The sequence below is a fragment of the Chryseobacterium sp. c4a genome, assembly GCF_009900745.1.
Classification (GTDB): Bacteria; Bacteroidota; Bacteroidia; order Flavobacteriales; family Weeksellaceae; genus Chryseobacterium.
The window spans coordinates 441731-458037 of the sequence record NZ_WXVU01000001.1; the positions used below are offsets into that span (position 1 = coordinate 441731).

The 16307-nt window shown below is 35.4% G+C and carries 16 protein-coding genes; 3 read left to right on the top strand and 13 right to left on the bottom strand.

The features are described from left to right. Positions 1-32 precede the first annotated feature (32 nt). The 5 genes from GTR01_RS02055 to folK all read right to left on the bottom strand — a co-directional run bounded on the left by GTR01_RS02055 (position 33) and on the right by folK (position 6804). Positions 33-1940, bottom strand: a complete 1908-nt coding sequence (locus tag GTR01_RS02055; protein ID WP_160136208.1) for an ATP-dependent DNA helicase RecQ — start codon at positions 1938-1940, stop codon at positions 33-35. A 78-nt stretch (positions 1941-2018) separates the two neighbouring features. Continuing rightward, on the bottom strand, positions 2019-3455 hold the full coding sequence (locus GTR01_RS02060; protein ID WP_160136209.1) for an OmpA family protein: 1437 nt from the start codon (positions 3453-3455) through the stop codon (positions 2019-2021). A gap of 213 nt (positions 3456-3668) precedes the next feature. Beyond that, positions 3669-5198: an OmpA family protein gene (locus tag GTR01_RS02065; RefSeq protein WP_160136210.1), complete on the bottom strand. Its 1530-nt coding sequence runs from the start codon at positions 5196-5198 to the stop codon at positions 3669-3671. Between the two features lie 50 nt (positions 5199-5248). Continuing rightward, on the bottom strand, positions 5249-6370 hold the full coding sequence (locus tag GTR01_RS02070) for an OmpA family protein (protein ID WP_160136211.1): 1122 nt from the start codon (positions 6368-6370) through the stop codon (positions 5249-5251). A gap of 17 nt (positions 6371-6387) precedes the next feature. Further along, positions 6388-6804 (bottom strand): 2-amino-4-hydroxy-6-hydroxymethyldihydropteridine diphosphokinase, encoded by a 417-nt coding sequence (folK, locus tag GTR01_RS02075; protein WP_160136212.1) that lies wholly within the window; start codon positions 6802-6804, stop codon positions 6388-6390. Between the two features lie 21 nt (positions 6805-6825). Here folK and sppA point away from each other — a divergent pair, with 21 nt between their 5' ends. After that, positions 6826-8583, top strand: a complete 1758-nt coding sequence (gene sppA / locus GTR01_RS02080; RefSeq protein WP_160136213.1) for a signal peptide peptidase SppA — start codon at positions 6826-6828, stop codon at positions 8581-8583. A gap of 71 nt (positions 8584-8654) precedes the next feature. Here sppA and GTR01_RS02085 read toward each other — a convergent pair whose 3' ends face one another. The 6 genes from GTR01_RS02085 to rpmB form a co-directional block, all read right to left on the bottom strand. Continuing rightward, positions 8655-8915, bottom strand: a complete 261-nt coding sequence (locus GTR01_RS02085; RefSeq protein ID WP_160136214.1) for a GlsB/YeaQ/YmgE family stress response membrane protein — start codon at positions 8913-8915, stop codon at positions 8655-8657. A 73-nt stretch (positions 8916-8988) separates the two neighbouring features. Then, on the bottom strand, positions 8989-9942 hold the full coding sequence (ftsY, locus tag GTR01_RS02090; RefSeq protein ID WP_160136215.1) for a signal recognition particle-docking protein FtsY: 954 nt from the start codon (positions 9940-9942) through the stop codon (positions 8989-8991). A gap of 15 nt (positions 9943-9957) precedes the next feature. After that, positions 9958-10428, bottom strand: a complete 471-nt coding sequence (locus tag GTR01_RS02095; RefSeq protein WP_160136216.1) for a RidA family protein — start codon at positions 10426-10428, stop codon at positions 9958-9960. Positions 10429-10517: 89 nt separating this feature from the next. Beyond that, complete coding sequence (locus tag GTR01_RS02100) at positions 10518-10667, bottom strand: DUF4295 family protein (RefSeq protein ID WP_065395045.1); 150 nt, start codon at positions 10665-10667, stop codon at positions 10518-10520. 19 nt (positions 10668-10686) lie between these two features. Further along, the gene (gene rpmG / locus GTR01_RS02105) at positions 10687-10869 is read right to left on the bottom strand and encodes a 50S ribosomal protein L33 (protein WP_027373683.1); all 183 of its coding nucleotides are present in this window, start codon (positions 10867-10869) and stop codon (positions 10687-10689) included. Between the two features lie 6 nt (positions 10870-10875). Beyond that, the gene (rpmB, locus tag GTR01_RS02110; RefSeq protein WP_002976757.1) at positions 10876-11118 is read right to left on the bottom strand and encodes a 50S ribosomal protein L28; all 243 of its coding nucleotides are present in this window, start codon (positions 11116-11118) and stop codon (positions 10876-10878) included. Positions 11119-11358: 240 nt separating this feature from the next. Between rpmB and GTR01_RS02115 the strand changes: the two genes are divergently transcribed. Continuing rightward, complete coding sequence (locus tag GTR01_RS02115; RefSeq protein WP_228452135.1) at positions 11359-13071, top strand: T9SS type A sorting domain-containing protein; 1713 nt, start codon at positions 11359-11361, stop codon at positions 13069-13071. A 268-nt stretch (positions 13072-13339) separates the two neighbouring features. On the opposite strand, the gene lnt is transcribed toward GTR01_RS02115, so the two are convergent. Further along, positions 13340-14974: an apolipoprotein N-acyltransferase gene (lnt, locus tag GTR01_RS02120; protein ID WP_160136217.1), complete on the bottom strand. Its 1635-nt coding sequence runs from the start codon at positions 14972-14974 to the stop codon at positions 13340-13342. A gap of 55 nt (positions 14975-15029) precedes the next feature. Here lnt and GTR01_RS02125 point away from each other — a divergent pair, with 55 nt between their 5' ends. Further along, positions 15030-15443 (top strand): VanZ family protein, encoded by a 414-nt coding sequence (locus tag GTR01_RS02125; RefSeq protein ID WP_160136218.1) that lies wholly within the window; start codon positions 15030-15032, stop codon positions 15441-15443. On the opposite strand, the gene proC is transcribed toward GTR01_RS02125, so the two are convergent. Continuing rightward, positions 15433-16236 carry a pyrroline-5-carboxylate reductase gene (gene proC, locus GTR01_RS02130; RefSeq protein ID WP_160136219.1) on the bottom strand — a complete coding sequence of 268 codons (804 nt, stop codon included), beginning with the start codon at positions 16234-16236 and terminating at the stop codon, positions 15433-15435. The genes GTR01_RS02125 and proC overlap by 11 nt on opposite strands. Positions 16237-16307 lie beyond the last annotated feature (71 nt).

Below are 16307 nucleotides of genomic sequence, written 5' to 3' on the forward strand. Positions count from 1 at the left end.
GAGCATTGTAATTACTCACGATTTATTGTCCATTACTCATGATTCAGCGCATAAGTTCTGAAATTCAACATTTTTACCTTTCCGGAGTCTAGCAGGAAAATTAAATTTTCAAGAATACTTTCTTTGGAATGATAGCTTAATTGTACAGATAATTCTTCTATGGTAGCTGATTTTTTTGCCAGTAAATTGATGATCTGCTGTGAAATATTTTTCCCAAAAATAGATTGTTTATTCTTTTCACATACAGAGCAGTGGCCACAGTTCTTTGAATTTTTTTCACCAAAATAAGCCAGGATTAATTTCATTTTACAGTAATCTTTATTCTCTGTATAAAACTTCATTTCTTCCCATTTTTGGATTTTATTTCTTTGAATATGTTCAAAAAGTTTCCAATAAGCATTATTGATAGCTCTTTCATCACGAGGTTTCAGGAACTTGATGCTTGATAAAGCTCCATCAATATATTCAAGGTAATTGTTCTGTTGAAGTTCTTTTAAACGTTCTTTGATTAATGGGACACTGACTTCAATTTTATTGCTTACCTGTTGTTCACTGAACATTATTTTATGGGTCGTAATGCCGGACATGGTACGAAGAAGAAGTTCGATGAAATAAGCATCTTTTTGAGGCAGCTGATCTATTTCATCAGATTTGATAAAAAGCTCCAAAGAGGATAAGCTTTTATTATCATTGTAGTAAATAATTTCCTGATTATGAAGGAAATTGAGAACGTTATTGATCTTGGCTTTAGATAAGCGGATGAAGTTCTGTATTCCTGTTGTATTCAACTGGAAAGTCTTTTCTGGTAATTCAAATTCTGCTACCTGAAAAATAGAGTAGAGGTAGCTGATGATTTTTAGAAACTCTGCCTTATTGGGAATTTGGTTTTTCAGGATTTGATCAAAATTCAAAAGCTCCTGTTTGTTCCAAAGCATAAAAGCAAAACTGTCCTGGCCATCCCTTCCGGCTCTTCCTATTTCCTGATAATAATTTTCAATGGAGGCAGCAGGAGAGTAGTGGAGGACAAAACGAACATTATCCTTGTCAATACCCATTCCAAAGGCATTGGTAGAAATTAAAACCTGATTGTTGCTATTGTTCCAGGTATTTTGCCTCGTGTTTTTTTCTTTTGCCGTTAGACCAGCATGAAAATAATCAACATTGTTCAGTTGATTTTTCTTTAAGAATTCAGCAAGCAGTTCAGCTTCTTTTCTGGTTCTTACATAGACAATTCCTGAATCTGTATTATATTTTAGAATATCTAGAACACGTTGGAATTTGTCAGAAACTTCTTCAGTGAAGATTTTAATATTATCTCTTTTAAAGCTTTTCTGAAAAATAGCTGGGTTTTTCAGCTCAAGTTTATTATTGATTTCCTTCAGAACTTTATGTGTTGCTGTTGCTGTTAAAGCCAGACACGGAATTTCAGGATGACTAGTTCTGAAACCTTTGATGTTTTGGTAGCTTGGACGAAAATCCTGACCCCATTCAGAAATACAGTGTGCCTCATCAACGGCAATGAATGATAGTTCAATTTCATCTATATTTTGAAGAAACTGAATGTTTGTTAATCTTTCAGGAGAGATGTAAAGAAGCTTGGTAAGACCTTCTTTGCAACGGTTGTAAATAGCTTCAGCATCATACTCATCCAATTCAGAAGATAGATATTCTGCTTCTATACCCCGGAATTTAAGCTGATTGACCTGGTCTTTCATTAAAGCCAGTAAAGGTGAAATCACCAGACAGGTTCCTTCTTTTAATAAAGCCGGAAGCTGATAACATAGAGATTTTCCGGCACCTGTAGGAAGCAGAACCAGTGTATCTTTTTCATTAATTACAGCATTGATAATCTCTTCCTGAGAATCTCTGAAGTCTGTGTAACCCCAGAAATATTTAAGAGTATCGTATTTTAGCTTTTGAAAATCCTGTGGAGAAATCATGATGTAAAAATAAGGAAAGTATTAGGACAAAAAAAGCCACGCAATGCGTGACTTTTATATAGTAACTTAATAAGTTTATTATTTAGCTTCGAAGTATACTCTTCTGTTGGCTCTGTTTTTCCATTCAGGGCACTTCGTTGCTGGTTCGCACTCAGGGTATTTAAGGTCTGTTTTACCTTTCCCTACTGCTTTTAATTTATTAGATTGAACACCGTTTTTAACTAAATAATTTTTAACGTTGTTGGCTCTTCTTTCAGATAATTTCTGGTTGTAAGCAGCAGTACCTCTTGTATCGGTAGCTCCTACAACATTATAAGAACCATTTGAAGAATTAATATAGTTTACAGCGTTATTTAAGATAGGAGTGTTTGATGGTAAAATTCTGTCAGAATTTAAGTCAAACTCAATCCCTTCCAATTTAGTTTCTGTTTCTACTACAGGGCCTGTAGTTGTAGTAGGACAACCGTTGTTTTCAACAGGTCCAGGAACAGTTACACACTTATCGTAAAGGTCAATAACACCATCAAGGTCTGTATCAAGAGCAACACCAGCACCATCTACTCTTGCTCCTGCAGGAGTGTCAAGCTGTCTGTCCCAATCGTCACATACGCCATCGTTATCAGCATCACCTTTCTTACATACTTCAATATCCTGATTTTTATTCGCTAGTACATCAAGTTTGTAATAAATTTCCTGAAGTGGATCATGCCACATTAAGTGAGATTCGTGTTTTCCTAGTTTTACAGAAAGTCCCAATGTTGCATTGAAGAAGTTATCTGAAACTTGTGAAGAACGTCTGTTAATGTCACTATATGGATCACCACCACCATCGAAGGTATCATCACCGGTAATTACATACATTAATCTACCTTCAAGGTCAATTCTTCTGTTCACTTTAAATTTCAAACCTGTACCAGCCTGCATGAACATTGAACCCAATTTGAATGGCTTTACTTCCGTCATCAATCTTTGTCCGCTAGCATCTTTTTGGTAAGCTCTGTAAGCAATAGTACCTATCCCTGCATATCCATGAAGTGCCCATCTGTATGGAGAGTGATTGTCTACTCTTCTCAAAAGATTTGAGAAGTTAATGTCTCCCAAGATTGAGATTGCATCATACTGAGTTCTACCCGCTACTGCTTTTGCATCAGGGGCAGCATCTTTTGTATTGAACCATCCTTGTCTTGTTTCACCTCTGTCATATTGTAAGTTGATCCCAAATGCATGAGTGATCGCCTTATCAATACTTACATAAGCTGAATATCCAAAAAGATTTTTACCGTTACCATTTTTGATAGACGTTAAATCTGCTGATTGCAACAGTGGAACTCCAACCCCCGCGGAAATCGACCAGTCATTAAATCTTTTTGATTGATTAGTGAATGGGGAAACGTTGGCAGACCCAGACGAGAACGTATTGGGATACTCTCCTTTTGAAACTGCCGTTGAGTCTTGTGCATAACTGGCAGTAGGAATTGCCAAAGCTAATGCAACAATTGCTAAACTTAATTTCATAGTGTTATTTTTTTAGTTAAGTTATTTTAAATGATTTTTTTACGCTAAAAGTGATTTTTTGTATTATTTTTTTCAAAACAATAACGGGTATATTTTGTTTATTTTGTACGTATTGCCCCTAAAATGATATAAAGGTAGGTAAAAAATTTGGTAGTAGAAAAAAAATAAACCGAAAAGAACTATTCTTTTCGGTTTACTTAATATTTTAAGAAATTATTTTTTCTTCTTTTTAGAAACTACTTTTTTCTTTACGGGCTTCTTTACAGGAGCATCTTCATAGTCTTTCTTTTTCATAGAATTCCATTCAGAACCTTCCATAAATCTTACCGTAACTTTTCTATCTGCCATTCTTTCAGCATCTGAAGCTGAAGCTGGAATTCTAGCTTCTGCAGATCCTACTCCTCTTGACTTTAGAACGGTTTCGTTTACTCCTCTGTTTTCTAAGGCTCCTACTACAGCAGCAGCTCTTTCCTTAGAAAGTTTTAGGTTATAAGCAGCATTTCCTTTAATGTCAGTATGACCAGTCAATAAATAATTACCTCCGTTTTCTTTAATAATAGAAGCTGCTACATCTAATTTGCTATTAGATTCAGGTCTAATGGTAGCTTTATTGAAATTGAAGTAGATATCTTTCAATGTTTTTTCTACTTCAACAGCAGTTTTATTATTATCTTTTTTCTCTATTGGGCAACCATTGTTTTCAACAGGACCAGGAACTGTTACACACTTATCGTAAAGGTCAATAACACCATCAAGGTCTGTATCAAGAGCAACACCAGCACCATCTACTCTTGCTCCTGCAGGAGTATCAAGCTGTCTGTCCCAATCGTCACATACGCCATCGTTATCAGCATCCCCTTTCTTACATACTTCGATATCTTGCTTTCTGTTAGCTAAGACATCAAGTTTGTAATAGATTTCCTGAAGTGGATCATGCCACATTAGGTGAGAATCGTGTTTTCCTAGTTTTACAGAAAGTCCTAATGTTGCATTGAAGAAGTTATCTGAAACTTGTGAAGAACGTCTGTTAATGTCACTATATGGATCACCACCACCATCGAAGGTATCATCACCGGTAATTACATACATTAATCTACCTTCAAGGTCAATTCTTCTGTTCACTTTAAATTTCAAACCTGTACCAGCCTGCATGAACATTGAACCCAATTTGAATGGTTTTACTTCTGTCATCAATCTTTGTCCGCTAGCATCTTTTTGGTAAGCTCTATAAGCAATAGTACCTACCCCAGCATATCCATGAAGTGCCCATCTGTAAGTAGAATGATTATCAACTCTTCTTAAAAGATTAGAAAAGTTAATGTCTCCTAAGATTGAGATCGCATCATACTGAGTTCTGCCTGCTACTGCTTTTGCATCAGGGGCAGCATCTTTTGTATTGAACCATCCTTGTCTTGTTTCACCTCTGTCATATTGTAAGTTGATCCCAAATGCATGAGTGATCGCCTTATCAATACTTACATAAGCTGAATATCCAAAAAGATTTTTACCGTTACCATTTTTGATAGACGTTAAATCTGCTGACTGCAACAATGGAACACCAGCTCCAACTGAAATAGACCAGTCATTAAATCTTTTTGCTTGATTAGTAAATGGAGATACATTGGCAGAACCAGAAGTAAAAGTATTAGGATACTTTCCGTTTGCAGCTGCCGATGAATCTTGTGCATAGCTGACGGTAGGGATCGCCAATGCTAATGCAACAATTGCTAAACTTAATTTCATCGTGTATTATTTATATTATTTTTTTTGAAAAATAGTTTTTAGATTTCTAATTATTTAATTGGACAACCGTTGTTTTCAACAGGGCCAGGAACTGTTACACACTTATCGTATAAGTCGATAACACCATCAAGATCCATATCTAAAGCAACACCGGCACCATCTACTCTTGCTCCTGCAGGAGTGTCAAGCTGTCTGTCCCAGTCGTCACATACTCCGTCATTATCCTGATCTCCTTTTTCACAAACAACAAAGTCTGTAGCAGCATTTTCTAAAACATTGGTTTTGTAATATGCTTCCTGAAGCGGATCATGCCATGCTAAGTGAGATAGATGTTTTCCTAACTTGAAAGATACTCCCAAAGATACCGTCCAGGCATTGTAAGATCTTTTGTTGTTAAGGATTGTGTATCTATATCCTGACTCTGTAGGAGCTTTAGGATCGTAGCTTGAATTATTGTACCCACTACCATCGAATGATTGTTCACCACTGATAATGTACATTGTTCTAGCTTCAACATCAATAAGTGGAGAAACATTATATTTTAATCCTAAACCAGCCTGATAGAATACGGAATTAATATCAAGGTCTTGTTTTACGAACAAAGGAACTCTTTTAGGATTATCACTCCATCTGTTTCTGTCGTTATCGTGCAGAGAAGTTCTGTATCCCTGAAGTCCGATTCCTCCATATCCGTGGAATGCCCATCTGTACGGTGAGTGATTATCTACTCTTCTTAATAAATTAGAGAAGTTAATATCTCCCATTAACGCCAATTGGTCAAACTGTGTAGTTCCTGTAGCGACTCCAGCAGCAATTCCAGGAGCTCCCGGAAGTTGGCCTGTTTGCTTGGTTTCTCCTCTGGTATACATTAAGCTTACACCGAAGGTATGTGAAATCTGCTTATCAATACTTACATAAGCGTTATACCCCCAATTGGTTTTATCCGAATTAATTGATGTCAATGCAGAATGAACCATAAACGCGGCACCTCCTCCGACAGAAATTGACCAATCTCTGAAAAGTCGGGATTTGTTGTCAAAAGGTTTTACGTTTGCTGAACCTGAAGAGAAGGTATTAGGATACTCAGTAGAAGAGTTTACTGTAGTACTGCTATTCTGAGCGAAAGCTGCAATTGGCAAGGTTGTGGCCAATAATAATAAACCTAATTTCATACAATATGTTTTATGTTTTAAATAAAATCCTTTAATAATATTCTGGAAAAATCCCTTTCAAAAAGATGTTTTTTATGAGGGATTTCTAATCTTTCTGACTTAAAATTTAATTCATTATACTTAATGATATCAATATCTATTACCCTATCTGCATAACCGCCCGATACCTTTGAATCATTAATTCTTCCCATTTCAACTTCAATGTTTTTAATACAATCAAGCAGCTGAATTGGTGAAAGATGCGTGAATATTATTGTTGCAATATTACAAAAAATATTGGAACTGACAAATTCTACAGGATCAGACATTAAAAATTCGCTTATCTGTGAAATGTGATTTCCTGCATCACTTATTTTTTGTAAAGCAAGCTCTATATTTTTTTTTTGCTCTCCAAGGTTACTTCCTAGTAACAAAATTACCTTTTGCTGCGACATATTAGAAAATTGATTGAATTTATGAGAAGTTTCTTTAAAAACGTTTTGGCAAATATAGTAGCAATAATCATTCTGTGTGCTGTATTTTTCATCTTTTTCATCATGATGCTGGTGTTTAGTTCTATGGGAAGTGACAAGTCTGTGGCTGTGAAAAAGAATTCGGTACTTACGATTAATTTAAAGACTAATATAATAGATAGCCCTACTGAGGAACAAATGGATCTTTTTGGTTTAGGTAATCAGAATAAAAATGTTCTTTTATATGATGTGCTGGAGGCAATTAATAAAGCTAAAACTGATGATAATATTAAAGGAATCAGTATTGAGACTGATGATTTGAATGCTGGGTTAACTCAAATTGATGATCTTAGAAATGCTATTGATGATTTTAAGAAAAGCGGAAAATTTGTGTATGCTTATGGAAATGGTGTTTCACAGTCTGCTTATTATTTAGGTTCTGTAGCTGATCAGTATTATCTTCACCCAGCTGGAGGTATTGAGCTGAAAGGGCTTTCCACTGAGGTAACATTCTTCAAGGATTTTGCAGATAAATATGGAATTGGGATTGAAGTGATTCGTCACGGTAAATTCAAATCTGCGGTAGAACCTTTTTTAAGAAATGATATTTCTCCTGAAAATAAAGAACAGCTAAGTACATTGCTTAATGACCTTTGGAAAAATACATCCTATAAAATGGCTGCTTCAAGAAAAATTGATACAGCTCAGTTCAGAACAATTGTAGATAGTTTATATGGAATGATTCCTGAGCAGGGATTAAAATATAGATTGGCAGACAAACTTATTCAGAAATCAGAATATGAAGACTTGCTTAAAGCTAAATTAAACGTTAACGATAAAGAAAAGCTGAATAAGATTTCTTTAACGAACTATATCAATTCTTTTTCTGATGATGATAAGTCCGGAGAGAAGGTCGCTATTTTATATGCGTCGGGATCTATTAATAATGGAGACCAATATAATGATATTCACTCTGAAAAGTATGTGAAGTACATTAAGAAACTTCAGGAAGATGATAAAGTGAAAGCGGTTGTATTCAGAATAAACTCTCCTGGAGGAAGTGCAAATGCTTCAGATGAAATTTTATTTGAATTACAAAAATTAAAAAAGAAAAAACCTTTGATCGTTTCTTTTGGTGATTACGCAGCTTCTGGTGGTTATTATGTAGCTATGGCTGCTGATAAGATCTATTCTGAGCCTAATACGCTTACAGGTTCTATTGGAGTATTCGGGGTATTGCCTTACTATAAAGATATTGCCAATAAGAATGGGATTCGTGCAGATGTAGTGGCTACCAATGCAAACTCTATGTATTATTCTGGATTGAATGGTGTAACACCTTATGGAGTGAATATGATGACAAGAAGTGTAGAAGGTACTTATAAAAGATTTGTACATTTTGTTACCCAAAATAGAAAGAAAACCTTCGAGCAGATTGATAATGTAGGTGGTGGAAGAGTATGGAGTGGTGTTCGTGCCAAGGAAATTGGTTTGGTAGATGAATTGGGAACGCTTAATGATGCTGTGAAATTTGCAGCACAGAAAGCAGGAGTGAAATCTTACTATGTAGAATCTTATCCGAAGAAAATGTCTCCATTCGAGCAGATCTTCAAAGATCTTAATGAAGAAGATGTTTCTGCCAGAATTATCAAAAATAAAATAGGAAAGGCGAACTATGAAATTTTACAGCAAATCACCGACAAGAAATTACAGTCTGAGGTGAAAATGGAAATGCCTTACCAGATTAGAATCAACAACTAACTAAATTATATTGTACAAAAATCCCGGATCTGAATTTCAGATCCGGGATTTTATTTTTTATCAGTGTTACATCAGCTTTTCTTTGTAGCCATTCCGTAGATCCAGAGGATAATTAAAGCGCCTCCGATGGCAAGAATCCAGCTTTTTGGATTCCAGAATGAGGTAACATCTCCCCAATGTAAAATGTAAACTCCTATAGCTCCTCCTACAAATGCTCCTAAAATTCCAAGGATGATGGTGATAAGCCAACCTCCTCCCTGAGTTCCGGGCATAATCATTTTAGCGATTGCACCTGCAATAAGACCGAATAAGATCCATGTTATAATTCCCATAGTTGCAAATTTTTTAATTGTTAATATTTTAAAATTGATTTGTTTACTAATGTAAGGGAAAACATGATATAAATCATCTTTTCTTGAAGAATGAGTCTACAAATTCCGTACCATTGAAAAGTTGCAGATCCTGCATTTTTTCGCCTACTCCTATATATTTAACCGGAATTTGGAATTGATCTGAAATACCGATGACAACACCTCCTTTTGCTGTTCCGTCTAGTTTTGTTACAGCCAATGCATTCACTTCGGTTGCTGCAGTAAATTGTTTAGCCTGTTCAAAAGCATTCTGACCTGTAGAACCATCCAGAACCAGTAAGATCTCATGAGGAGCATCTGGAATTACCTTCTGCATTACTCTTTTAATCTTGGAAAGTTCGTTCATCAGGTTGATCTTATTATGAAGTCTTCCTGCCGTATCGATGATAACCACATCTGCATTTTGAGCTACAGCACTCTGTACAGTATCAAAAGCGACAGAGGCAGGATCGGATCCCATTTCCTGTTTTACAATAGGAACACCCACTCTTTCACTCCAGATAATAAGTTGGTCAACCGCTGCTGCTCTGAAGGTATCTGCTGCTCCAAGAACTACTTTTTTACCTTCGGATTTAAACTGGTGAGCCAATTTTCCAATAGTTGTTGTTTTTCCAACCCCATTTACTCCAACCACCATTATAACATAAGGCTTTTTTGAAGTATCGATATTCCCTGTTCCTGCATGAGGATTTTCCAGCAATAGTCCCGAAATTTCCTCACGAAGAATACTATCCAGCTCGCTTACTCCAACATATTTGTCACGGGCAACACGTTCTTCAATTCTTTCTATGATTTTGATGGTTGTGGAAGCGCCTACATCAGATGCAATCAGTACTTCTTCCAGATCATCCAGAACTTCATCATCTACTTTGCTTTTACCGACTACGGCCTTCGTCATTTTTTCAAAGAATCCCTGGCTGGATTTTTCCAATCCTTTATCCAAAGTTTCTTTTTCTTCTTTTTTGAAAATATTTTTAAACCAACTCATAGTTTTAGTTTATTCTTATCTTTTGTTTTTAATCACTGCTGTGGCTTCTACCTCGATCATTACATCATTCCTGAAAAGCTTACTCACTTCTACAAGGCTGCTTACAGGAGGGTTTTGAAGATTGACATATTCATCCCTTACTTTTCTGAAATCCGGGGTTTTTGAAATGTCTGTGATGAAGATACTCAGTTTGACAATGTCTTTTCCTGTACCTCCATATTCTTTCAATATGTTTTCAATGTTTTTGAAAATCTGATGTGTTTGTTCTTCTACATGGTTTCCCACCAGATTGCCTTTTGAATCCAAAGGAACCTGACCAGATAATAAAATCATTCTGGATGTACCGCAATCAATGCTTACTGATTGTGATAATCCAGGAATGCTGAAAACTTTTGGTGAACTTTTATATTCTATAGGGTTCATTGTTTTCTGACTGAATGAAAATTGAAAAATAACTGTACCTATTAGAACAATGATCTTCTTCATATTTCACTGATTAATAATCTGGTGAACAAAGATAACAAAAAAACTACCCAAAATATGAGTAGTTTTTTATATTGTAAATAAAGTATTGATTATTTTTTCAAAAAACCATCTACTTCATCAGCATTCATTACTTTTTCTTCGAAAACGTAAGCTCCTGATTTAGAAGACTTCACCATTTTCACCACTTTGGTCATTTTTTTAGACCCGGTCTGTAGGGTTGCTACTACTTTCTTTGCCATTGTAAATTATATTTATAAATTACTTGATTTCTTTGTGAAGGGTAGATCTCTTAAGAACTGGATTGTATTTTTTCAATTCCAATCTCTCTGTAGTGTTCTTTTTATTTTTTGTAGAAATGTATCTAGACATTCCTGGCATACCGCTTTCTTTGTGCTCTGTACATTCAAGGATTACTTGAACTCTATTTCCTTTTTTTGCCATGATCTATTAATTCTTTTTAATCAATCCGTTTCTAGTAGCTCTTTCAATAGCTTCCTCGATTCCAATCTTGTTAATCACTCTCAATCCATGAGCTGATACTTTCAGTGTAACGTGCTTATCTTGCTCTGGAAGGTAAAATTTCTTCTCTAATAAGTTAATTTCAAAACGACGCTTCGTTTTGTTATTAGCGTGAGAAACGTTGTTACCAACCATTGCACGCTTTCCTGTTATTTGGCAAATTCTTGACATATCTCGATGTTCTTATTTGTATAATATTTGAGAGTGCAAAATAACGAAGAATTTTTTATATAGACAAATCTTTTGGAAAATATTTGTAAATAAGTGACTGATTATAAATATTGATTTTTTAAAATATCCGAATTTCTGGGATATGGCATGAAATCAGTGCTGATATATTTCATACAGGCTTTTTTTAAACAAGGAAAATTAATATTCTATCTTTGTTTTTAATTAATCTAAATAAAAATTATGAAGAGAATTTATTTTCTATTATCAATGTTGCCTGTTGGTTTATGTGCTCAGAATTTTACAGAGATACAAACCGGAATGAATAATTTTTATTTCTCCGCAGCCGATATTGCTGATGTGGATAATAATGGGACACTGGATGTTGTGGTGAATGGAGCTATTGATTCGGATGGAGATGGAAATCCTGATGCTACCTATAATGAAGTGTATCAGAATACAGGAACAACTTTGCAGCCTTATACAGATCTTGGAGGGGGAGTAACACATCTTGGAGATATTAAATTTATTGATTTTAATAATGATGGCTTGATGGATATTGTTTCCACGGGATTGAGCTATATGGATATTGTTAATTACAAGCATTATCGTTTTAAAAATACAGGAGTAGGTTTTACAAAAGAAGTAGAACTTCCGGGAAAAGTATATGGTTCTATGGAAGTTTTTGATTTTAATCATGATGGGAAGCAGGATTATGCCATTAATGGAACACAATACGCTCACGGAGGAGGTTTTAGAAATACAGTAGACTTTTACAAAAATACAGGCCAAGGATTTGATATTACCGAGAACTGGGCTGATGGAACTCAAAACGGGAGTTTTAAAATAGTAGATCTTAATAATGACCATCTTTTGGATCTTGTTGTTATAGGATCAGATATTAATGGGGATCCGGTATCAAAAGTATATATCAATCAGAATGGAACATTGGTTCATACACAAGCTCTTGATTCTTTAACATCTGGAAAGCTGGAAGTAGCTGATTTTAATGCGGATGGTTTTCAGGATATTGTTATGATTGGTAAGAATCCTAATGACGATCCTTATCTTGCTGTGATGATGAATGACGGAACTGGTAATTTAGTAATTCAGCAGATTCCAACAGAAGTTTCTGATGCATCTATAAGTGTAGGTGATTTGAATAATGATGGATATTATGATTTTATCATCTCCGGCGACATAAATTATAATGCAGTAGTAAAAACTTATTTATATAATGTATCCAATCAGCAATTTACTGAAGGTACAACTACAGGTTTGCATGCTCTGGGTGGGCCGGGAATGATACAGCTATTTGATTTTAATAACGATAATCATCTTGATGTTTTATTAAGTGGATTTGATTGGGCAAATTCAGCGATTCCATCATTGACTAAGCTTTTTAAAAACAATGCCAATGATGCGAATGTAAAACCAACAGCGCCTACTCAGCTTGCTATGACAAAAAATGGAAACAGATTTAATTTTACATGGAGTGGTGCAACGGATGATAAAACTCCTGTGAATGCATTACGTTATGAAATTAAAGTAGGATCTACACCGGGATCACAAGATATTGCTAAATATATTGTAACGATCCCTTCATGGTTTCTGGATCTTGATCCGTCTGTTCAGAATGTATATTGGAGTGTAAGATCAATTGATGCTTCAAAAGTATATTCTGATGCTTCAACACAAAGCTCATTGTCGACCAATGAAAACACAAGCTCTCGTGAAACAGAACTTGTTATTTATCCAAATCCTGCTTCTGATAAAGTTTATATTAAAGGAGAGAAGGTTTCAGAAGCTGAAATATATTCAATGGAAGGAAGAAAGGTGAATGTGACTTTGAACAGAGATCAGTCTATTGACGTTTCTCATCTCCCTAAAGGTATTTATCTATTAAAACTGAAGATAAAAAACGAAATAATCACCAAAAAACTTAATATTAAGTAACTGAATCATTCTATCTTGAGAGAAGTCAGACGTCCAGCTGGCTTCTCTTTTTTTTGGAGATTGGCTTGGCGAAAATTGGGTTAAATATTTCTCGCGGATCTCACAGATTAGGCAGATGATTATGTTTATTGATGCTGGAATTATTATCTAAGAAATAAAAAATCTGCGTTATCAGCTCAATCAGCGAGAGATTAATAACTCTCAGATCTTGCAGATAACGCAGATTGTATTGTATCTAGGGAAATCAGTAGAACGGATATTCCTAATATTATGCTTTCTTCATTTTTGCCTGGACTCTTTTAATCAGATAATAGAATAATAAAAATCCTAGAGCAAATATTGAAAATCTGGAAAGAAGATCTCCTGCTCTGGAGTAGAATGTCATTCCATCATAAAGATTAACTTTTGAAAATAGTGCAGTTTGATCACCGTAGAAAGTATCAGCTGTTATTTCACCTTTGGCATTGATGTGGGCAGAAATTCCACTGTTGGCAGCACGAGCAATTTCTCTTCTTGTTTCAATAGCTCTCAGCTTTGCGTAGGATAAAAGCTGTTTGTGTCCTTCTGTAACGCCCCACCAGGAGTCATTGGTCATAATAGCTAGGAAATTAGCTCCTTTTTTTACATAATCTGTAACAAACTCCCCATAAATACTTTCGTAGCAGATAATAGGTGCCATTTTTCCTTTGTTGTAAGGGTTGGAAAAAGCTATTCTTTCTTTATCTATTCCCAGGGAAGCGACAGTTCCACCTAAATTAAGCATAGCATCACCTAGAATTGGCTTTAAGACATTCATATACGGGAATATTTCAACACCAGGAACCAATTTCCCTTTGTGGTATACCTGAACTTTTTGTTGTGGAGTAAGTTGAATAGCCGTATTATAGCTTGCTATCCAAAACCCCTGATTGGTTTGATAGGCTTCTTTTGGTCGCGTAGTAGGATCAAAATAAAAGCGGTGTGATGAAATTCCTGTAGCAAAAACAGATCCGGGATGTGTAGATAGAAATTCTTTAACATTATTTAAAAGTAAACTTTTTTCTAAGCCGGTCTCAGAAATAGAACCTTTGCCTGGAAGTGCTGTTTCTGGAGCAATGTAATAATCTATTTTTGTAGTTGAATTTTTTTCAGCCAACGCTAAAAGATCTTGTTCAATCGTTAAGCTATCCTTTGAATACTTTTCAGCATAAGGATCAAGATCAGGCTGCAGCATCAGTACGTTTACCTGTCCGGATGGTTTCTCGTTAAAGCTGTTATATTTAATGATCGAAATAATCATCGGGATAGCAATTAATGCTGCTATGATAGATGAATTCTTAATCAAATCATTTCTCTTTCTTCCTGCTTCCCAGGTTCTGATTGTATAGAAAATCAATACATTAATCAATAGGATCCAGAAGCTTCCACCGGTTGCTCCCAGGGTGTCATACCACTGAATTAATTTTGGGTAATCCGAAAATACATTTCCTAGGTTCAGCCATGGCCATGTAAGTTCCCATCCTAAATGGAATTTTTCAAAACTCATCCAGATTGCAATCAGAAATCCTAATCCCCAATAGGTTCCCTGAGCGTTTTTATACCAATGATAGCATTGGAAAACCAAAGAATATAAAAGCGAATTGACAAGAACAGGGAATACAACGGCCATTATAGAGTGGCTTCCGTCCGGATTTTTGGATCCATATAACCATCCTGTAGTAACAATATTCCAGATGACAAAGCAAAGATAGGATAGTCCGAAAATCATCCAGCCTTTTCTTTTATAATCTGAAAATTTGGAAATTCCATGTTCCATCATCAGAAGAGGAACGAGGGCGAAAAATATAAAAAACGGAACTCCATAAGTAGGCCAAGAGACCGACAGCAGCATTGCTGAAATAAGTGTAAGTAGAACGTATTTCATTAAATTATTTTAATATACAAATTTAATGTTTTTGAAATGAATATATTAGCATCCGATGTTAAAGAAACTATATAAAATCGTTATTATCCCTTATACGCTGTTCCTGCTTTATCTAATGTTTTTAGGGATGGGCAGATTTCAGTATGAAGACAACCTGATTACGGTGGAACCTGTGTTTTCTACCATTAAATTTATCCAGGGAGCAATGTCCTGGAAAGATATTGTTATTATCGTTCTTGGAAATATTGTGATGTTTATTCCTTTTGGTTTTCTGGGTTGGGTTTTTCCCAAGCTGACGGATCTGAAATCTCTGGTCTTTAATTTTATTCCGGCTATTACGATTGTGGAGGGACTTCAGTATTTTACAAGATTAGGGATATTTGAGGTAGATGATATCCTCCTGAATACTTTTGGAGTGTATTTAGGCTGGCTGTTTCGTCGGTTTATTGAGAAAAGGTTTAACTATTGAGTTCTTTAGCTCGCTTTTCGGCATTGAGAATTCCCTGTTTTAAAATCTCTTTAAAGCTATTGTCTTCAAAGGTTTTTAAAGCAGCTTCTGTAGTTCCGCCTTTGGAAGCCACGTCCTTAATTAGCTCTTCTAAATTTTTTTCAGAGTTGTTGATTAGATGGTAGGCTCCCAGCATGGTTTGCTTTACAAATAATTTGGAAAGGTTTTCTTCAATTCCCATTTCAATTCCGGCTTTGATCATGGCATCGATAATATAGTAGAAGTAAGCAGGGCCGCTTCCGGAAAGTGCTGTAACACCATCTAAAAGGTTTTCATCTTCTAAATACACCGATCTTCCGGTACTGTTTAATAATCTTTCAATATTGATAAGCTGGCTGAAAGAAATACCGTCTGCTGCAGTATAGCCGGTAATTCCCATTCCTAAAAGGGTAGGAGAGTTAGGCATGGCTCTTACAACAAGTGGATGGTTGAGCGATTTTTGGATTTTCTCAATATTGATTCCGGCCATAATGGATAAAACCATTTGGTTTTCTTTTAAAGTAAATCTGAAATTCTGAGCAACAGTCTGGAAGTCCTGTGGTTTTACAGCAAGAATGATAAGATCAGCATCCAACTCTGTGACTTCATCAAAAGTAGAGGTTTTTGATTTGGGAAATTCTTCCGCTATTTTGGAGATTTTAGATTGGCTTCGGGTAATCAGGTGTAGGCTTTCAGGTTTGATCAGTTCATACTTTAAGAATGATTTCGAAAAAGATAAACCCATATTTCCGGCTCCTAAGATCGCTATTTTCATACAAGGTGCTTTTTTGAATATTGTTATGCTAAAATATTGTTTTTTTATATGAAAAGGATGCTTTTTAATAA